This is a genomic window from Nonomuraea sp. 3N208, from assembly GCF_052245935.1.
GTDB lineage: Bacteria > Actinomycetota > Actinomycetes > Streptosporangiales > Streptosporangiaceae > Nonomuraea.
This window is the reverse complement of sequence record NZ_JBQQBR010000022.1, coordinates 68075-85846: the sequence shown is the minus strand read 5'-3', so window position 1 is coordinate 85846 and position 17772 is coordinate 68075. Positions and strand designations below refer to the sequence as shown.

Annotated in this window: 19 protein-coding genes; 8 read left to right on the top strand and 11 right to left on the bottom strand. The window is 69.5% G+C overall.

Features of this window, described 5'->3' with window-relative positions; genetic code table 11:
* Positions 1–56: 56 nt before the first annotated feature.
* Positions 57–1658 (top strand): efflux RND transporter periplasmic adaptor subunit, encoded by a 1602-nt coding sequence (locus tag ACTWPT_RS30920; protein WP_443181010.1) that lies wholly within the window; start codon positions 57–59, stop codon positions 1656–1658.
* Positions 1659–1819: 161 nt separating this feature from the next.
* Here ACTWPT_RS30920 and ACTWPT_RS30915 read toward each other — a convergent pair whose 3' ends face one another.
* From ACTWPT_RS30915 to ACTWPT_RS30905, 3 genes are all read right to left on the bottom strand, one after another.
* On the bottom strand, positions 1820–3385 hold the full coding sequence (locus ACTWPT_RS30915; RefSeq protein WP_443181009.1) for an alkaline phosphatase D family protein: 1566 nt from the start codon (positions 3383–3385) through the stop codon (positions 1820–1822).
* A 181-nt stretch (positions 3386–3566) separates the two neighbouring features.
* The gene (locus ACTWPT_RS30910; RefSeq protein WP_443181008.1) at positions 3567–4163 is read right to left on the bottom strand and encodes an HAD family hydrolase; all 597 of its coding nucleotides are present in this window, start codon (positions 4161–4163) and stop codon (positions 3567–3569) included.
* Positions 4160–4972, bottom strand: a complete 813-nt coding sequence (locus ACTWPT_RS30905; protein WP_443181007.1) for a hypothetical protein — start codon at positions 4970–4972, stop codon at positions 4160–4162. Before ACTWPT_RS30905 ends, ACTWPT_RS30910 begins: the two co-directional genes overlap by 4 nt.
* Before the next feature lie 149 nt (positions 4973–5121).
* Between ACTWPT_RS30905 and ACTWPT_RS30900 the strand changes: the two genes are divergently transcribed.
* On the top strand, positions 5122–5415 hold the full coding sequence (locus ACTWPT_RS30900; protein WP_443181006.1) for a helix-turn-helix domain-containing protein: 294 nt from the start codon (positions 5122–5124) through the stop codon (positions 5413–5415).
* 62 nt (positions 5416–5477) lie between these two features.
* Here the strand turns inward: ACTWPT_RS30900 and ACTWPT_RS30895 are convergent, their stop codons facing one another.
* The gene (locus tag ACTWPT_RS30895) at positions 5478–6254 is read right to left on the bottom strand and encodes a hypothetical protein (protein WP_443181005.1); all 777 of its coding nucleotides are present in this window, start codon (positions 6252–6254) and stop codon (positions 5478–5480) included.
* A gap of 144 nt (positions 6255–6398) precedes the next feature.
* Here ACTWPT_RS30895 and arfB point away from each other — a divergent pair, with 144 nt between their 5' ends.
* Entirely contained in the window at positions 6399–6806 is a 408-nt protein-coding gene (gene arfB / locus ACTWPT_RS30890) for an alternative ribosome rescue aminoacyl-tRNA hydrolase ArfB (RefSeq protein WP_443181004.1), read from the top strand.
* A 108-nt stretch (positions 6807–6914) separates the two neighbouring features.
* On the opposite strand, the gene ACTWPT_RS30885 is transcribed toward arfB, so the two are convergent.
* From ACTWPT_RS30885 to ACTWPT_RS30855, 7 genes are all read right to left on the bottom strand, one after another.
* On the bottom strand, positions 6915–7448 hold the full coding sequence (locus ACTWPT_RS30885) for an NADPH-dependent FMN reductase (protein ID WP_443181003.1): 534 nt from the start codon (positions 7446–7448) through the stop codon (positions 6915–6917).
* Between the two features lie 246 nt (positions 7449–7694).
* Positions 7695–7985, bottom strand: coding sequence for a hypothetical protein (locus ACTWPT_RS30880; RefSeq protein WP_443181002.1), 291 nt, complete (start codon positions 7983–7985; stop codon positions 7695–7697).
* A gap of 28 nt (positions 7986–8013) precedes the next feature.
* Positions 8014–8937, bottom strand: coding sequence for an acyl-ACP desaturase (locus ACTWPT_RS30875; protein ID WP_443181001.1), 924 nt, complete (start codon positions 8935–8937; stop codon positions 8014–8016).
* Positions 8938–9007: 70 nt separating this feature from the next.
* The gene (locus ACTWPT_RS30870) at positions 9008–9379 is read right to left on the bottom strand and encodes a hypothetical protein (RefSeq protein WP_443181000.1); all 372 of its coding nucleotides are present in this window, start codon (positions 9377–9379) and stop codon (positions 9008–9010) included.
* A gap of 149 nt (positions 9380–9528) precedes the next feature.
* Positions 9529–10041, bottom strand: coding sequence for a hypothetical protein (locus ACTWPT_RS30865; protein ID WP_443180999.1), 513 nt, complete (start codon positions 10039–10041; stop codon positions 9529–9531).
* A 192-nt stretch (positions 10042–10233) separates the two neighbouring features.
* Positions 10234–10857 carry a hypothetical protein gene (locus ACTWPT_RS30860; RefSeq protein ID WP_443180998.1) on the bottom strand — a complete coding sequence of 208 codons (624 nt, stop codon included), beginning with the start codon at positions 10855–10857 and terminating at the stop codon, positions 10234–10236.
* 43 nt (positions 10858–10900) lie between these two features.
* Entirely contained in the window at positions 10901–11680 is a 780-nt protein-coding gene (locus tag ACTWPT_RS30855; protein WP_443180997.1) for an HAD-IIA family hydrolase, read from the bottom strand.
* A 61-nt stretch (positions 11681–11741) separates the two neighbouring features.
* Between ACTWPT_RS30855 and ACTWPT_RS30850 the strand changes: the two genes are divergently transcribed.
* The 5 genes from ACTWPT_RS30850 (at position 11742) to ACTWPT_RS30830 (ending at position 17768) form a co-directional block, all read left to right on the top strand.
* The gene (locus ACTWPT_RS30850; RefSeq protein WP_443180996.1) at positions 11742–12932 is read left to right on the top strand and encodes a M20 metallopeptidase family protein; all 1191 of its coding nucleotides are present in this window, start codon (positions 11742–11744) and stop codon (positions 12930–12932) included.
* On the top strand, positions 12929–13894 hold the full coding sequence (locus ACTWPT_RS30845) for a zinc-dependent alcohol dehydrogenase family protein (protein WP_443180995.1): 966 nt from the start codon (positions 12929–12931) through the stop codon (positions 13892–13894). Before ACTWPT_RS30850 ends, ACTWPT_RS30845 begins: the two co-directional genes overlap by 4 nt.
* Positions 13895–14037: 143 nt before the next feature.
* Positions 14038–15858, top strand: coding sequence for an ABC transporter substrate-binding protein (locus tag ACTWPT_RS30840; protein ID WP_443180994.1), 1821 nt, complete (start codon positions 14038–14040; stop codon positions 15856–15858).
* Between the two features lie 3 nt (positions 15859–15861).
* A complete protein-coding gene (locus ACTWPT_RS30835; RefSeq protein ID WP_443180993.1) occupies positions 15862–16872 on the top strand; it encodes an ABC transporter permease in 1011 nt (336 codons plus the stop codon).
* Positions 16869–17768 carry an ABC transporter permease gene (locus tag ACTWPT_RS30830; RefSeq protein ID WP_443180992.1) on the top strand — a complete coding sequence of 300 codons (900 nt, stop codon included), beginning with the start codon at positions 16869–16871 and terminating at the stop codon, positions 17766–17768. Before ACTWPT_RS30835 ends, ACTWPT_RS30830 begins: the two co-directional genes overlap by 4 nt.
* Positions 17769–17772 lie beyond the last annotated feature (4 nt).

Here is a 17772-nt window from a genome sequence, read left to right as displayed (position 1 = left end):
GAACTCTTAGGCTCCTCGCAGCGTGCCGCGAACCTGCTTCGGCAGGATGATCCGCCATGAGACGGACTTTCGCGCTGGGCGGGCTCGCCCTGGCCGTGCTCGCCGCGGGATCCGGCGTGGCGCTCACGCTGCGCGACGACACCCCGGCCGCCGTTCAGGTACGGCTCGCCGCCGCCCAGCGCGGGCAGGTCACGGCCGTGGTGAGCGCCGCGGGCAACACCGTGGACGGCTCCCGCCGCGACCTGGCCTTCGGTTCTTCCGGGACGCTCACCAAGGTGTACGTCAAGGTCGGGGCCAAGGTGAAGAAAGGCCAGGTGCTGGCCAGGATCGACGGGCGGGCGGCGCGGGAGGCGTACGAGGCGGCCAAGGCCGACGTAACAGCGGCCGAAGAGGCCCTGGAGGAGGCGTCCGCCACGACGGGCGCGTCGAACGGCGCGGGGGCTTCCTGCCCCCCAGGCGGCGGCACCACCTCCCCCGCCACCGGCACGACCCCCACCACCCCTGCCTCCCCCGCCAACAGCGGCACATCGTCCAGCGGGGGCACATCGTCCGGCGGGGGCGCCCTCGGTCCAGTGGGACGGCTCTCCGCAAGCCCGAGTCCTAGTCCTAGCCTCAGCCCGACGCGGAGCTCGACGCCGGACCCGACGGGCACCCCGCGCCCCTCGGCCACCCCCACCACGGAGCCGACCGACCCCGGGCCCGAGCCCACGGTGACCACGACCGTGACCGCCACCGTGACCGCCACGGTCACCGCGACCGTCACCGCCACGCCGAGCGGCGGCGCCCAGCCGTCCGGAGACGGGCGGCCGTCCGCGGCCGACGGCAGCCCCTCGGCCTCGAGTTCCCCCACCGGCAAGCCGTCCACCAGCGGAAAACCCACCGCGAGCGGGAGGCCCACCGCGACCGGCAAGCCGTCGGCGCGACCGAGCACCGGTGCGTCGGGCGGCGCCCGCCCGACGCAGGGCACCGGCTCCTGCGGGCAGAACCAGACCGCGGCCAGAGCCGGGGCCGGCGAAGAGCAGGCCGCCGCGAACGTGGACCGCGCCGAGGCCGCGCTCGAGCAGGCGGCGGACGCCGTACGGGCCACCCGCATCATGGCCCCGGCCGCCGGAACGGTGCTGTCGGTCGCGGGCGGCGTCGGCGACACGGCGGGCACGGACACCTTCATCAGCCTCGGCGACCTGGACGAGCTGCAGGTCCAGGCCATGGTCACCGAATCCGACGTCAACCGGCTCAAGCTTGGTCAAAGAGCCCAGATCACGCTCGCCACACGTGGCGGCGAACGCCACGAGGGCACGGTGACGGCCATCGCGCCGACCGCCACCGTGGACGGTCAGCTCGTCCGCTACTCGGTCACTCTCGCTTTCGACGCGCCGCCGTCCGGCCTCATGCTCGGGCAGACGGCCTCGGTGACCGTCACCACGGACGAGGCCGAGAACACGATCTACGTCCCCGCGGCGGCGGTTCGCAGCAGGTCCGACGGCGCCCAGGTGGTCACCGTACGTTCGGGTGGCCGGGACGTGGCGAAGGTGGTGCGGACGGGAGTGCGCGGTGACCAGTACGTCGAGGTCACCTCGGGCCTGGGCGAGCGCGACGAGGTGGTCATGTCGGGCGGCACGACGGGCGAGTTCCCTGACGGCAGCTGGCCCGGCGCATAACCTGCCCACCCGGCCTGCACGATCAGCCCTCCACCCCCGGGTGGTGGCCCGCCGAGGCACAGGCGGCCCGGCCCACGCGGCGCGGTCCACGCGGGCGGCGCGACGTGGCGCGGGTCCCGCACCCGTGTTGAGGGGATCTTCAGCTGGTTCCCAGCGAACGTTCAGCCGACCGGGGGCACCCCCGCCTGGCCGGCCGCCGCCGCACCCGTCAGGGCCGGGATGCTGATGCGGTGGGCGGTCTTGGCCTTGGCGCCGCGGCGGGAGATGTAGTCCAGCGTCCGGAAGTCGACGGACAGGTCGTCGCGGGTCAGGCGGGCCACCAGGTAGCCGCGACGCTGGTCGATGTAGGAAATGTGGGGATTCTCCTGGAGGGCCTCCGCGATCCACGTCCGGTCCCGGTACCCGTCGCCGTCGCTCGCGATCGACGACGCCACCAGTTCCCTGGCCACCACCGGCGAGTCCGGGTCGTCGAAGTCCGTCTTGAGCTCGGCCAGGTGGTGCATGTGCGCGTCCCCCGTCAGCACCACCGGGTTGGACGTACGCGCCAGCGACCCCATCAGCCGCGTCCGCTCGGCCGCGTACCCGTCCCAGGAGTCCAGGTTGACCTCACGCCCCGGCCCGACCTTGTAGTCGCGGTGCGTCATCATGATCTGCTGGCCGAGCAGGTTCCACCGGGTGGTGGAGCCGCGCAGCCCGTCCTCCAGCCACCGCCACTGGCCGGCGCCGAGCAGCGTGCGCTTGTCCGCGAGCCGGTCGTCGCATCCGGCCCGCACGCCGTCCAGGCACGCCTGGTCGTCGCGGAACTGCCGGGTGTCGAGCAGGTGGAAGCGGGCCAGCGTGCCCCAGGAGATGCGCCGGTTCACCTTGAGCACCGCCCCGTGGAGGCTGGCGCGGCGCAGCGGCATGTTCTCGTAGTACGCGCGGAACGCCTCGGCCCGCCGCCTGGCGAACCCCGGCGCTCCCGTGCTGGAGACCGGCCCGGCCCAGTTGTTCTCCACCTCGTGATCGTCGAACGCCACCAGCCACGGCGCCGCCGCGTGCGCGGCCTGGAGGTCGTGGTCGCTCTTGTACTGCGCGTGCCGGAGCCGGTAGTCGGCGAGCGTCTGGCACTTGCCGGGCGTGTGGATGCGTACGCGGCCGGCCAGCGCCGTGTAACCGCTGGGGCCGTACTCGTACATGTAGTCGCCGAGGAACACCACCAGATCGGGCTCCTGCTCGGCGAGGCGCCGGTAGGCGGTGTAGTAGCCGTGCTCGTAGTGCGCGCACGCGGCCACCGCGAAGGTGAGCGGAGTCGTCTCGCCGGTAGGCGTCGTCCTGGTACGGCCGGTGGGCGAGATCCGGCCCTCGCTCCTGAACCGGTAGAAGTAGTCGCGCCCCGGCTCCAGGCCCTTCAGCTCGACGTGGACGCTGTGGGCGTCGCGGGCCCGGGCGGTGGCCGCACCGGACTCGACGATCCTGGAGAAGCGCTCATCGGCCGAGACCTGCCAGTCCACCTGTACGTCGCGGGCGGGCATGCCGCCGCGGCCGTCGCCGCTCAGCGGGTTGACGGCCAGCCTCGTCCACAGGACGAAGCCGTCGGACGAGGGGTCGCCGGAGGCCACGCCGAGCGTGAACGGGTCGGATTTGAGGGCTCTGGAGGAGGATGTGGCGGATGCCGGGGAGATAGGGGCTTGTGAGCTGAGGAGGCCGGCTGTCGCCGCCGCCGTCAGGAAGGCTCTACGGTCCACGTTCACAGGTATGTCCGGCCGCGCTGACCCCGCCGTGACAGTGGAGTCAATCGCGGATGAACAGCATCAGTCGTCCTGTTCGCGAAGTTCCTCCAGGAGATCGCCGGCTGCGTCGAAGCCGTCCTCGCCGTCCAGTTCCAGGTAGGCGTCGATCGCCTCTCGGCAGCGGGCGATCGCCTCGTTAGCGGGCGGCCTCCCGTACGTCGGGCAGCGTTTCGCGCAGCGCCGCAGCATCGGTGAAGTGCACGCCGCGCATGCCCGCGCGTTCGGCGCCCTCGACGTTCTCCTGACGGTCGTCAATGAAGACGATCTCCGAGGGGGCGGCGCCGAGCGCGCGGGCCATCTCGTCGAAGATCTCCCTGTCCGGCTTGACCAGGCCCATCCGGCCGCTGTAGAAGCGGTGGCCGATGGCGGCGACCCAGGGCAGCTCGTCCAGGCCGTCGCCGATGCAGACGGGCATGTTCGACAGCAGCGCGACGTCGTGGCCGGCCTCGATGAGGTCATCGAGCAGGGCGACCGTGCCCTCGTTGGGATGGGCCCAGCTGGCCACGTCCATGGCGACCAGGCGGGCGACCTCGGTGTGGGTGGCGCTCCTGCCGAGCACCGCGGACCAGTAATCGTGCGGGGACAAGCCGCGGTCGAACTCCAGTCGATGCTCCCAGTAGTCCCGCTGGAACGCCTCGGGATCGGCGTCCACCGCCCGCGCCATGGCCACGGCGTCGGACTCGGGCTGGGGCAGCGACAGGACGCCGCCGAAGTCGAAGACAATCCACGTCATGCCAAGAATGGTCGCAGATGCGGGTTCAGCGCCGGGCAACCCAGATACTTCTCCGCGGTGTGAAAGTCGATCCAGTCGAGGTTGACCAGTTCCTCGACGTCCACGCCGGCGAAGCTGCCGCACAGGTCCGGCGGGATGGCGGCGATGTCGTCCTTGTCGGCGATGTTCACCCAGCGCCGGACGCCGGGCGGGCGCTCGCCCCGGCCGTTGATGGGTGCGGGCAGCAGGCGCTCGAAGACGACGTTGCGCATGCCGAGCGGGCTGCCGAGGGTGATCAGCAGGTCGATCCGCAGGCCGGGGTCGGCCCAGAGGGTCTCGTACGCGACGACGCTGCCGAGCGAGTGCGCGATGACCACCTTCGGCCGGTTCCTACGGATGGTCTCGGCCACGACCTGCCGGCACTTCTCACGTTTGACATGGTCGGTGAGGTACGCCGCCACCTCCGGCGCGAACAGCTGGGCGAACGCCGCCGACCTGGCGTCGAGCTTGGTGAGCAGCCAGCCGGTGAACGACTTGAGCGCGCCGGTGACGTGCTCGCCCACGCCCAGATTCTTCGCCCATTCCAGGAGGACCTGCTGGGCAGGGGCCTCCATGGCGGCTAGCGAGCGCGGGGCGTCCTTCCCATCGTGCAGATGGTGGGAGAAGTACGCGATCTCACTGAAGTACGCCCTTGCCTCGCCCCCGAGCGCCGTGTGCAGGTAGCGGTCCCATTTGAGGCGCATGGCCTGCCCGGCACCGGCCGCGGACCGGCCGGCCTCCACGTAGTAGTTGTACTTGCCGATCCCGTGCACGCCGACGATGGCCGCCATCTTGCCTCCTCACGCCCGATCTCCCGCGCGATCTTGTCGCGCTCCATGCGGAATGCTGGCACACGGCGCTTGCATCCGGCCATCACCAGAACGCTCCCCTTTAGGCTTGCCTAAAGGTTTAGGTAGAGCTAAAGTGGAGTCATCAGAAGGTGAGCGTCGAGAGCGAGACCGTGATGGCCCTCCGCCGTAACAGCCGCGACGAGGTGGGCGGTCTCGCCCAAGAAGTCGTCGACGAGATCACGTGGTACATGCGGGAGCACAAGATCTCCCGAGCTGACCTGGCCGCGGCTCTGGGCGTGTCCGCCGGCCGGGTGAGCCAGATCCTGTCCGGCGATGAGAATCTGACGCTCCGCACGCTGGGGGCCGTCGTGGACGCGCTGGGGGCCCGCCTGGAGTTCACCCTCGGCGACGCCGAAGGCTCCTCCGCCGCGCTCACCGACTGACCTCACCGCACCGGGCCGCACCGCACCGGGCCTCACCGCGCCTGGCCTCACAGCGCCTGAGCTCATACCACGCGCCTGGCCGTCTCGGGACCGCGGACCCGCGCCGGCGTCGTGAACGGCGGGAGCGACCGGTACCCGGCCCGGTAGCCCGAGGCCAGCAGCCGCCGCAGATCGCTCTGGGCGTCGTGTTTGAGGTTGCCGTGCAGCCGCGTCAGATCGTTGAGATACCGCTCGTACCTCGCCAGCCGCGTGTGCCGCGACCCCTTGAGCGCCGTGACCACCTTCGACCGCGCCGCCCCATCCTCGATCAGCGCCGCCACGTCCAGCCGCCGCTCGATCGCGTCGAGCCTGGCGTGGATGCGCTCCCGCCTGCGTTGCTCCGGCGAGAGCCGCTCGGCGATCCGCTCATGGTAGCGGGTGGCGGCCAGGCTCAGCTCGTAGACGTCCCAGGTCTCGTCCACGCGCTGCTCGCACCAGTCCCGCTCTTCCTGCGCCATCGCCTGGTCGAGCCGGGCCAGCAGCGACACCAGCCAGAACGTGGCCGCCTCCCGCCCCAGCGAGCGCCGTTCGTCCTCCTTGGCCCGCATCTGGCTGAGCCACAGGCCGCTCGGCGCGACCGCGCCCATCACGAGGGAGAAGTAGTCGTTCAGCAACCCGCTCAGCAGCGCGACGCCGGCGGAGACCAGCCCGGTCAGCACGGTGATCGCCAGCGCGAGCCACCGCCCCGCGGGCCCGAACGGCCGCCCCTTGCCCTGGCATCGCAACAGCAGGAACCCGACGGCGGAAGCGATGGCCAGCACCACGGTGAGGCCCACCTGCGCGGCCAGGTGAAGCTCCATGAACGTTCGGCCCCTCCTGCGCGATGTTCCCTTTATATTCGCAGCGGAGGCGGAAATTGAAAATGCCGTTGCGTACGGCATATGGCACACAGATACGGTGACACTTACCTACATAAGGCATATTTCTGAACAGGAGCCCCACGCATGTCCCGCCCCCTGGTCGTCAACGACTCGGTCGTCATCCCCGACGCCGAGCTCGTCTGGCGTTTCTCCCGTTCGTCAGGCCCGGGCGGCCAGGGCGTCAACACCACCGACAGCCGCGTGGAGCTGATCTTCGACGTCGCCGCGAGCACGGCACTGCCGCCCCCGCTGAAGGCCCGGGCACTCGACCGGCTCGGCTCCGGCACGATCACGATCGCCGCCTCGGAGTACCGTTCCCAGCTCAGGAACCGGGAGGCCGCCGCGCACCGCCTGGCGCAGCGGCTGCGCGAGGCCATCGCCCCGCCGCCCAAGCGCCGCCGCCCGACCAAGCCGAGCCGGGGCGCCGTCGAGCGCCGCATAGCGACCAAGAAGCACCGCTCCGACCTCAAACGCCTACGCCGCGAACCCTGACCCCGTATTTCGCCTTTCGCGGCTCCTGCGGCTCGGGCCCTCGGGAGCCGACATGCCGATGCCGGGCAGGAACGGCGCGGGCCGGAAAACCCCAAACGCGGGGTCGGATCAGAGCAGGAGCGCGGGCTCCAACACCTCGGCCGGGCACAGCTGGGTGATCACCGTGCGAACCTGGCCGCGCAGGACGGGATCGGCGAGGTACCCGTCCTCGTCGAAGTGCGGGCAGGCAGGCGAGATCACCAGCTCGGCGCCCATCACGACGGCCCCGCCCGCCTGGAGCCGCTTGTACAACTCCGCCTGCGCCCACATGGCGCCGCAGGCTCGCGCGCTAGCACTCATCACCGCCACATGTTTGCCGGTCAACGCGTCAGCGGCGGACATCCAGTCGAGGGTGTGGATCAGCTCGGCAGGCAACAGGCTGTGCTCGGGAGCGGTCATGAGCACAGCGTCCGACGCGGCGAGCAGCCCCAGGAGATGTCGGACGGGCGCGGGCGCCGGCCCGGCCGCGTACGGCGGCATCTCGCGAAGTCCCGGCCACACCCGGAATCCGATGCCCTCGGGCAGCTCACCGCCCGCTGCTTCCAGCAATCTGTTGATAAAAGACCCCTCGTGGAGGCCGGCGGCGATCCCGATGATTTTCACCCTCTGCTCCCAAGGGGTTCCGGTGTTACCGGGAAACCTGCCCGATGCCGTGGATGTCCAAGACCATCTCCGAGTCAAGAACGGTACGGCTGCTCGCTGCCGGAGCCGCCGGAGCATGACGGCCATCAGGCCCGCCGTGGCGCCGAGGACGGTGAGCAGCACCTGGTGGAGCAGGCCGGTGACGTAGCGGCGGTCTCGTTCGTCGGCCAGTAGCCGGGACCGCCCAGCTCCTCGGCGAGCACCGGCTCAATCCGCTCCCACGGCGTGGGGGCGACCTGGTCCTGCAACCGCCTCGTCGACGAACTCGGCGGGCAGCAGGTCGCTCCGGGTGGACAGGATCTGGCCGAGCTTGACGAACGTGACCCCGCCGTCGTCGAGCGCCTCGCGCAGCGACCTGGCCAGGCGTACCTTGCCGGGGCGGTCCTCCAGGCGATCTCCTCGGCCCCGCAGGTAGGGGCCGAGGCCGTGCTTGATGGCGATCCTGGTGATCTGCGAGTACCGCCTGGTCCGCGACAACCGGCCCCGCGCCGAGCGCATTAGCTCGAGCGGCGCGGTGGCTGCGCTCTTACTTCATCGCGTCGGCGCGGGCCCTGCGCGCCTCCCGGCGCTCGACGAACCTGGCGGCGGTCGCCTCTGTCTTGGCCAGGAACGCGGCCAGCTCGTCCCGCGCCTTCTCGCCCTCGGGGCCCAGGTCGCTCTTGTCGAACACCGACCACTGCCGCAGCACCGGCATGAGCACGTCGTCGAGGTGGAGGCGCAGGTCGTAGATGCCCTCGTTCGCGATGATCAGGGCCTTGCGGGTGAAGCCCTCCATGCCCTGGCCGGGCATCTGGAAGGTGGTCACCACGTCGGTGACGGCGCGCATCGTCTGGTTCGGGTCGAGTTCGAAGGCCGCCTTGAGCAGGTTGCGGTAGAAGAGCATGTGCAGGTTCTCGTCGGCGGCGATCCTGGCGAGCAGCCGCTCGCAGCCTTCGTCGCCGGAGGCCCTGCCGGTGTTGCGGTGCGAGATGCGGGTGGCCAGCTCTTGGAAGGAGACGTACGCGAGCTGCTGGAGCATGGTGCCGTATTCGGTGATGAAGCCGTTCTCCATGTGGTGCATGCGGGCCCGCTCCAACGCCACGGGATCGACGGCGCGGGTGACGGTCAGGTAGTCGCGGAGGGCGGTGCCGTGCCGGTCCTCCTCCGCCGTCCACCGGTGCACCCACGTGCCCCACGCGCCGTCACGGCCGAACGTGGTGGCGATCTCATGGTGGTAGCTCGGGAGGTTGTCCTCCGTCAGGAGGTTCACGATGAGCGACACGCGGGCCGCCTCGGGGATCTTCGAGTCGCTCTCCTGCCATGCCTCGCCCCCGTAGATGCCGTCGAAGTCGCGGCCTTCGCTCCACGGGATGTACTCGTGGGGGAACCACTCCTTGGCCACCTTGTGGTGGCGGTCGAGCTCCACGGCGACCACGGGCTCGAGCTCGTGCAGCAGCTCTGTCTGAGTCATCGCCATAAAAGATCTTCTCCTTCAGGTTACGGTACCGTAAGTTAGGCTACCCGAAGGGCATACCGGTCGTTTAACGGCATCCATCCCGATTTAGTAGCCGATCGAGCTTGATGCCCAGATCGAGCATCTCGGAGCGTACGGAGCCGAACTCGTGGGCGATCTCGGCCCGCACCGCCGCGAACCCCTCCAGCATGTCGAGCCGGAGGTCCGCGTCCTCGTCGCCGCTTGTCCCCGGCCGCGCGTTCACCGCCCGCCGCACGCCCTCGACCTCGGTCTGCACGGCGGCGACGTCCTCACCCAGCTCGGCGCGGACGGCGGCGAGCTCGGTGCGGAGCGCGGCGACCTCGGCCTGGAGGCGCCTGGTCCGGTCGTCGACCTCACGTAGCAGGTCCACGTGGCGGGCCGACGCACCTCCCTGGAGAACCTCCCCCTGTACGTCCACAGACGCCTACTTTCCCCTGTTTCTGTCACCATGCGATTGCAATCAGTAGCGATGGTAACCAGCGACCGACCGTGGCGGCTGCGGTTTTACCCATCAATCGACGGAGCCCCCTGCCCACGCTGGGACCGGGGGCTCCGCGACGCCTACGCCTACGCCCCGATCTTGTCGAGGACCAGGTCGAGCTTGGCGTCGAGCCCCGTGACCTTGGAGCTGAGGTCGGACACTTCCGAGCGGATGGCCGCGATCTCGGTGTCGATGGCGGTGAATCGCGCGTCCACCGCGGTGAATCGGGCGTCCACCGCGGTAAATTGCGCGTCCACGGCCCCGAATCGCATGTCCACGGCCGCGAATCCCGCCGTCATCTCCTTCCGGAGGTCGGCAACATCAGCCTTGACGCCGGCGATGTCGTCCTTCATCACCGCGATGTCGCCGTCCATCCGGGCGATGTCGTCCTTCATCACCCCGACGCTGGCATCGATCCGGGCGATGTCGTCCTTCATCACCCCGACGCTGGCATCGATCCGGGCGATGTCGCCCTTCATCACCGTGATCTCGAGCTCGATGTTCTTCGTCCGGTTGTTGATCTCGCAGAGCAGGTCCGCGTGCCGATCCAGCTCTTTCGAGTGGTCTGACACCAGTCCCCTCCTGCCCTTCGCGCCCACGATCCCTTCCACGAAATCCATCCGCTCCTTCAAGCCATTGATCTCGGCCTGTACGTGCACGTGCCCCTCCGCTAGGGTCGCCGGAAGGGACCTGGCTACCAACTCTAGCCGGGTCCCACTTTCTGTCAGCACATGATTGCAGACAGTGCACGGGCGTGTCGGCCGCGTGTAAGGCCCGCGGGAGTGGTTTTCTTACACCCGGTCTTCGATCTCCCACAGGTGGTCGATGACGTGCCAGGCGATGCGCCTGACGGCGTACCGGGGCGGCCACTTGGTCGTCTGGGGCGGGACCCAAGGCTGGGAGAGGACCTCGGCCAGTTCTGTGCGCATGGCGTCCCGGTCCGCGACCGATGTGAAGGGCTTGTGGCGGACGTCGACCATACGGGCGTAGCCGCGCTCGGCCTCCACCACATGATCCACGATCTTGCTACGGTCCCGCCCGCCCCCGCGCGGGCCCTTGCGCAGCTCCTCCGGGGAGGCGGCGGCGACCTCGTCGAACACGTCCCAGGCGGCCCGCATCAGGGCGACGCCGCGCGCGGCCTCCTCGGCGGGCAGCGGCTCCTGGTCCAGGTCGGGCACCGCGTACGGCACACCGAAGTCGGACGTGGGGCTCCCGGGCACCCTGGCCACCACCACCGGGTCACCCGGGGAGAAGGGCAGGCCGGCGCGCTCGGCGACGACTCGGTAGCGGGGCACGTATTCCATGAGGCGGTCGATGGCCGCCTCCTCGCCCTTGGCGATCCGGCACCAGCCGGGCCAGTCGAGCGAGCAGGCGAACACCTTCTTGGGGCCGATCTCCAGGTACAGGCGGGTCATGACACGTCAGCCTCCCATCCATACCTGTCAGGAGGGGTCAGGTTCAGATGAGGTCGATGAGGTCGGCCACCGAGTCGACGACGAGTGAGGGCCGGTAGGGGTAGCGGTCGATCTCGTCGCGCCGGGTGACGCCGGTGAGGACGAGGATGGTGTAGAGCCCGGCCTCCATGCCGGACACGATGTCGGTGTCCATGCGGTCGCCGATCATCGCGGTGGTCTCGCTGTGGGCCTCGATGTCGTTGAGCGCGCTGCGCATCATGCGGGGGTTGGGCTTGCCGACGAAGTAGGGGGCGACGCCGGTGGCCTTGGTGATGAGGGCAGCCACGGCGCCGCAGGCCGGCAGGGAGCCTTCGGTGGACGGGCCGATGGGGTCGGGGTTGGTGGCGATGAAGCGGGCGCCGCCCTCGATGAGGCGGATGGCGCGGGTGATCTGGGTGAAGCTGTAGGTCCGGGTCTCGCCGAGCACCACGTAGTCGGGGTCGAGGTCGGTGAGGATGTAGCCGACCTCGTGCAGGGCCGTGGTCAGCCCGGCCTCGCCGATCACGTACGCGGACCCGCCCGGCCGCTGGTCGTCGAGGAACTGGGCGGTGGCCAGCGCGGAGGTCCAGATGGATGCGGCGGGCACCTCCAGGCCGGCCCCGGCCAGGCGCACCGACAGGTCGCGCTGGGTGTAGATGGAGTTGTTCGTGAGAACCCTGAACTTCTTGCCTGATTCGCCGAGCCGCTTGATGAATTCGTCCGCACCAGGAACCGGCCGTCCCTCGTGGACGAGGACGCCGTCCATGTCGGACAACCAGGAGTCGATCCGCTTACGCTGAGTCACGCGGTTATCGTATCGAGCGCGCCTTGTCGACTTCCGTGCCGGTACGTGAACAATTGTCTTCATGTCGTTCACTGAATCCGCGCTGGACATGAGGGACGAGCTCGTCCGCCTCAGGCACTCCCTCCACACCACCCCCGAGCTGGGCCTGCACCTTCCCCGGACCCAGGAGAAGGTGCTGGCGGCGCTGGACGGCCTGCCGCTGGAGATCAAGACGGGCACGGCGCTCAGCTCGGTGACCGCCGTGCTGCGGGGCGCCCGGCCGGGTCCGGCGGTGCTGCTGCGCGGGGACATGGACGCGCTGCCCGTGACGGAGAAGAACGACCTGCCGTACGTCTCCCAGCTGCCCGGCCAGATGCACGCGTGCGGGCACGACCTGCACACCGCGATGCTGGCGGGGGCGGCGCACCTGCTGAGCGCCCGGCGCGACGAGCTGGCCGGCGATGTGATCTTCATGTTCCAGCCGGGCGAGGAGGGGCACGATGGCGCCAAACACATGATCAACGAGGGCGTGCTGGAGGCGGCGGGCGCGCGCCCGGTCGCGGCGTACGGCATGCACGTCGTGTCGGCGATGTTGCCCAACGGGCTGTTCGCGTCCCGTCCTGGGCCGATCATGGCGGCGGCGGACACGTTCCTCGTGACGGTGAAGGGGCGCGGCGGGCACGGCTCGACGCCGCACCGGGCGCTGGACCCGATCCAGGCGGGGTGCGAGATGGTCACGGCGCTGCAGTCGATGGTGACCAGGACGTTCGACGTGTTCGACCCGGTGGTGGTGACGGTCGGGAGCTTCCACGGCGGGTCGGCGGACAACGTGATCCCGGACGAGGCCAGGTTCGAGGCCACGGTGCGCACGTTCAGCAAGGACAACCGGACGCTGATCAAGCGCAGGCTGGTGGAGGTGGTGCAGGGCATCGCGGCGGCGCACGGGCTGGAGGTCGAGGCGTCGTTCGGGATGGGCTACCCGGTCACGGTGAACGACCAGAGCGAGGCCGAGTTCGCGGGGAGGACGGCGGACGAGTTGTTCGGCCCCGGCCGGTATTTCGTCTCGCCGCAGCCGATCATGGGGTCGGAGGACTTCTCGTACGTGCTGGAGGAGGTGCCCGGGGCGTTCGTCTTCCTGGGGGCGTGCCCGCCGGACCGGGACCCGGCCACGGCGCCGTACAACCACTCGCCGGAAGCCGTGTTCGATGACGCGGTGCTGCCGGACGGAGCCGCGCTCTACGCCACACTCGCCCACGCGCGTCTGAGCTCGTGAAAACGTGGGTGGTGCGCGAGCCGGGCCCGATGGCGTCCGGGCCGCTGGCGCTGATCGAGCGGGAGATGCCCGAGCCCGGCCCGGACGAGGTGCTGGTACGGGTGGAGGCGTGCGGCGTGTGCCGTACCGACCTGCACCTGGCTGAGGGCGATCTCCAGCCGCGGCGGCCGCTCACCACCCCCGGTCACCAGGCGGTCGGCCAGGTCATGGGGACCGGGCAGCGCGTCGGCGTGGCCTGGCTCCGCTCCACCTGCGGGAAGTGCAGGTATTGCGCCAGGGGGATGGAGAACCTCTGCCCGGACTCCACTTATACGGGGTGGGACGCCGACGGCGGGTTCGCCGAGTATCTGGTGGCGCCCGCAGACTTCGTCTATCCCCTGCCGGACGACGTGCCCGCCGAGCGGCTGGCGCCGCTGCTGTGCGCGGGCATCATCGGCTATCGGGCGCTGGCGCGCTGCGACCTGCCGCCGGGCGGGCGGCTCGGCATCTACGGGTTCGGGGCGTCGGCGCATCTGACCGCGCAGGCGGCCATCGCACAGGGCGCCACCGTGCACGCGGTGACCAGGTCGGCCGCGTCCCGGCGACTGGCGCTGGAGCTGGGGGCGGCCTCGGCCGGCGACCGGCCGCCGGAGCCGCTGGATGCGGCCATCCTGTTCGCGCCGGTGGGCGATCTGGTGCCGCCCGCCCTGGAGGCGCTCGACCGCGGCGGAACCCTCGCCATCGCCGGGATCCACCTGACCGACGTCCCGGTACTGAACTACGACCGGCACCTGTTCCAGGAGCGCACGTTGCGGAGCGTCACCGCCAACACCAGGGCCGACGGGCGGGCTTTTCTGGAGCTTGCGCTGGCGCACCCGCCGCGCGTGACGATCGCGCCCTACCCCTTCCACGCAGCCGCTCAGGCGCTCACTGATCTGGCAAATGACCAGGTCAACGGGGCCGCCGTACTGATCATGTCTTGAAGTTTTACTTGACGGCGCTTAGTTCCACTCCGCACACTCATGAAGGAAAGTTACATTAGCTTCACAACCTGTGGAGATTATTGACGCTGGTGTGGCGTGATCGTAGTGTCCGGTCAATCCCTAGACATCCCCCGGAGCGGCAAATGAAGCGACTGGCAGCGGTAGTGGCAGCCCTAGGCCTTGCCGCCGCGACAGCGGCGTGTAGCGGTGGCACCACCAACAAGTCCGGCGGCTCGGGCGGCGGTGGCGGCCTGTTCACCACGGTCGACGTACTCAAGCCAGGCCTCGACGCCAGCGGCCCCGCGAACCCATGGGCGCCCAAGGGCAACTCTTTCCTGGGCTACAACGCGATGAAGCTCGGCTGGGTCAAGAACCACCTGACCGATCCCAACCAATTTTATCCCGGCATAGCGGCCAAATGGGACATCGCTCCCGACAACTCCTCGATCACCCTTCACCTGCAGCCGAACGGCAAGTGGTCCGACAACATGCCGGTGACGGCCGAGGACGTCAAGCTCTCCCTCGGCATCGCCTACACCACCGGTAGCACCGCGTTCGCGGTCACGCCTGGCGCGGCCGGCGCGGCGGCCGACATCCAGGTCGTCGACGACAAAACCGTCAAGGTCACCCAGGACATGAGCAACCCCAGCGCGAAGTTCGCCCGGGGCGTCATGGACAGCTTCGTCGTGCCGGCACATGTGTGGAGCAGCGTGCTGCCCGCCGACTTCTGGGACAAGCTGAAGACGTCCAAGGGCACCGGCGACGCGGCCGACAAGGCACGCGAGGAGATCCTCGCCATCGGCCAGAAGGTGCTGGCCTTCGCCCCGCCGAAGGACGTCTCGGGCGGGCCGTTCGTGCTGGAGCGGGTCAACCCCGGCGAGGCACTGCTGCTGAAGAACAAGAACTTCTACAACGCCGCGAACATCGTTCCCGACCAGGTGAAGCTCCTCAACTACAGCGGCAACGAGCAGATCTGGAACTACCTGAGCGCCGGCAAGCTCGACCAGGCCGGCTTCACCGCCATGCCCACTGACGTGATGAACCGGATCAAGCAGGCGCCCGGCTCCAACGTCATCAAGGGCTTCTCGCCGGTGGCCGTCGGCATGGCGTTCAACCAGTCGAAGAAGCCGTACGACAACGTGCACGTGCGCCGCGGCCTGGCCTATCTGATCGACCGCGGGCAGGTGACCAAGGTGGCCTCGCCCGAGGGCGGCACCCCGGCGGTGACCACCTCCGGCATCCACCAGAAGCCGGCCCAGGAGTGGATCGGCTCGGAGCTGGCCGCCCTGGAGCCGTACAAGCACGACGTGGCCAAGGCGGAGGCCGAGTTCAAGGAGGCCGGCCTGCAGAAGAAGGACGGCAAGTGGGCGCTGGCCGACGGCTCGCCGTGGAAGGTCACCATGACCGCGCCCGCCCCCTTCTCCGACTGGATCTCCGCGCAGGAGAACATCAAGAGCCAGCTGGTCGCGAACGGCGTGGACGCCGAGGTCGTGACCGTCGCCGACTACCCCGTCTACCTGGAGGAGATCGCGGCGGGCAAGTACGACGTCGGCTTCTGGCTGATGGCGCTCGGCCCCGCGCCGTACGACATCTTCCAGCGCCTCTACGGCACCTCCAACGGCTGGACCAACGTCGCCGGCAAGGTCGCGCACAGCGCGCCGGGCAAGGCCGGCAACTGGATGGGCAGCGCCGAGGAGATCGACGTCGAGGGCGTCGGCAAGGTCAACCCTGGTGAGCTGACGGCCAAGCTGAACGCGGTCTCCGCCGAGGAGGCCAAGCCGATCATGGCTCAGCTGGCCAAGACGGCCAACCAGGACCTTCCCGCGATCCAGCTGTGGGACTACGTGAACACCCAGTTCACCAACACCACGCGGTTCGGCGGCTGGCCCGCACAGGACGCCGATGTACTGCGCCTCCCCGCAGGGGTCTGGATGCAGCTCGGCATGGTCAAGAAGAAGCAGTAATACATGGTTGTCATCGCACGCCGGCTCGCGGGCCATCTGGCCCGCGGAGTCGTCATGATCCTGGTCGTCGCGACGATCAGTTTCTTCATCGTCAGAAGCATCCCCGGCGACCCCGTCGCCGCGCACACGCAGAAGCTCATCGAGCAGGGCATGTCGCCCGAGGCGGCCGAGCAGGCCACGCGCGTGTTGTATGGGTTCCAGCCGAAGGGCTCCCTGTGGGAGCAGTACGGCGGCTACCTGTCCGGGCTGCTCAGGTTCGACCTGGGCCAGTCGATCACGCACGCCGGCGCGCCGGTCACGGACGTGCTGGCCGACGCGGCCAAGTGGACCGTTCTACCGGTGCTCGCCGGGACGCTGCTGAGCTTCCTCGTCGGCATCATCATGGGCGTCTACGCGGCCATCAAGCGCAGCGGCAAGCTCGGCGACGCGCTGGCGATCTCCGGGTCGCTGCTGCACGGCGTGCCCCAGTACGTGCTGGGGCTGCTACTCGGCGCGATCTTCGCCACGCTCATCCCGATCCTGCCGAGCGACGGGCCCGTGGACATCCTCTACGAGCCCGGGTTCAACGCCGGCTACATCGGCTCGCTGGCCCAGCACGCGGTGCTGCCGGTCGCGACGTACGCGCTGTCGGCGTACGGCGGCTGGATCCTGGCGATGAAGTCGAGCGTCGTCACGGTGCTCGGCGACGACTTCATCCTCGCCGCCGAGCTGCGCGGGATGAAGCGGTCGATCATCTTCAGGTACATCACGCGCAACGCGATCCTGCCGCTGTTCACGATCCTGGCGCTGTCGCTGGGTCTGCTGCTGGGCGGCGCGGTGTTCATCGAGCGCATCTTCAACTATCCGGGGCTCGGGAAGCTGCTGCTCGACAGCATCACGATGCGCGACTACGCCCTGATGGGCGGGGCGTTCCTGCTGATCACGGTCGCGATCATCGTGGCGAACATCATCGCGGACCTGTTCTACAGCGTCATCGACCCGCGGGTCCGCAGCGGGGAGGAGGTGTCCGCATGAGTGTTCTCCTGGAGAGCTCGGCCACGAGCGCGGCGATGCGCCGCAACTTCTGGCGGGGCGTGTGGCGGGTCATGAAGCGCAAGCCCAGCCGACTGGTCGGCGCGGTGCTCATGATCGGGTTCGCGTTCATGGGCGTGTTCGGGCCGATGTTCTACCCGAACCCGCTGCCCGGCGACTCTGACCAGATCACCAGGCCGCCGAGCTGGGAGCACTGGCTCGGCACCGACGACCAGGGCAGGGACGTGATCGCGCTGGTGGTGACCGGGTCGCGGTACGTGCTGCTCGCGGCGCTCGTCACCGCCGTCATCACGGTGGTCGTGGGCACCGGGATCGGGCTGTTCTCCGGCTTCAAGCGGGGCCGCTGGGACACGGTGCTCATGCGGCTGACCGACATGAAGCTGACCATCCCCGGCCTGCCGCTGCTGCTGGTGCTCTCCACGGTGTGGAAGTTCAGCAGCGCCGTGCAGATGGGCCTGGTGCTGGGCCTGCTCAGCTGGGGCGGCGTGGCGCGGGCGGTGCGGTCACAGACGCTCTCGCTGCGCGAGCGCGGGTTCATCGAGGCGGCGCGCGGGCTCGGGCTGTCCACTTCGCACATCGTGGGCAAGGAGCTGCTGCCCAGCATGGCGCCCTACATCGCGATGAACATGCTGATCGCGATCACCGGCGGCGTGTACGCGCAGGTGGGCCTGTTCTTCCTGGGCGTGCTGCCGTACGAGTCGAACAACTGGGGCCAGATGCTCAACACCGCCGTATTCCGTTCCGGCGCGCTGACCGTGCCGAGCGCGCTCGGCTTCCTGCTGGGGCCGCTGCTGGCGATCCTGCTGTTGACGCTGGCCATCGTGCTCGTGGTCGACGCCATGGACGAGATCTTCAACCCCCGGCTGCGCGAGGAGTAGAACA

What these genes read in the sequence shown, in the direction of transcription:
- ACTWPT_RS30910 (WP_443181008.1), bottom strand. Translation starts at nt 4,163, where the DNA reads ATGACGTGGATTGTCTTCGACTTCGGCGGCGTCCTGTCGCTGCCCCAG.
- ACTWPT_RS30840 (WP_443180994.1), top strand. Translation starts at nt 14,038, where the DNA reads ATGAAGCGACTGGCAGCGGTAGTGGCAGCCCTAGGCCTTGCCGCCGCG.
- ACTWPT_RS30850 (WP_443180996.1), top strand. Translation starts at nt 11,742, where the DNA reads ATGTCGTTCACTGAATCCGCGCTGGACATGAGGGACGAGCTCGTCCGC.
- ACTWPT_RS30905 (WP_443181007.1), bottom strand. Translation starts at nt 4,972, where the DNA reads ATGGCGGCCATCGTCGGCGTGCACGGGATCGGCAAGTACAACTACTAC.
- ACTWPT_RS30880 (WP_443181002.1), bottom strand. Translation starts at nt 7,985, where the DNA reads ATGCGCTCGGCGCGGGGCCGGTTGTCGCGGACCAGGCGGTACTCGCAG.
- ACTWPT_RS30895 (WP_443181005.1), bottom strand. Translation starts at nt 6,254, where the DNA reads ATGGAGCTTCACCTGGCCGCGCAGGTGGGCCTCACCGTGGTGCTGGCC.
- ACTWPT_RS30920 (WP_443181010.1), top strand. Translation starts at nt 57, where the DNA reads ATGAGACGGACTTTCGCGCTGGGCGGGCTCGCCCTGGCCGTGCTCGCC.
- ACTWPT_RS30835 (WP_443180993.1), top strand. Translation starts at nt 15,862, where the DNA reads ATGGTTGTCATCGCACGCCGGCTCGCGGGCCATCTGGCCCGCGGAGTC.
- ACTWPT_RS30875 (WP_443181001.1), bottom strand. Translation starts at nt 8,937, where the DNA reads ATGACTCAGACAGAGCTGCTGCACGAGCTCGAGCCCGTGGTCGCCGTG.
- arfB (WP_443181004.1), top strand. Translation starts at nt 6,399, where the DNA reads ATGTCCCGCCCCCTGGTCGTCAACGACTCGGTCGTCATCCCCGACGCC.
- ACTWPT_RS30860 (WP_443180998.1), bottom strand. Translation starts at nt 10,857, where the DNA reads ATGACCCGCCTGTACCTGGAGATCGGCCCCAAGAAGGTGTTCGCCTGC.
- ACTWPT_RS30830 (WP_443180992.1), top strand. Translation starts at nt 16,869, where the DNA reads ATGAGTGTTCTCCTGGAGAGCTCGGCCACGAGCGCGGCGATGCGCCGC.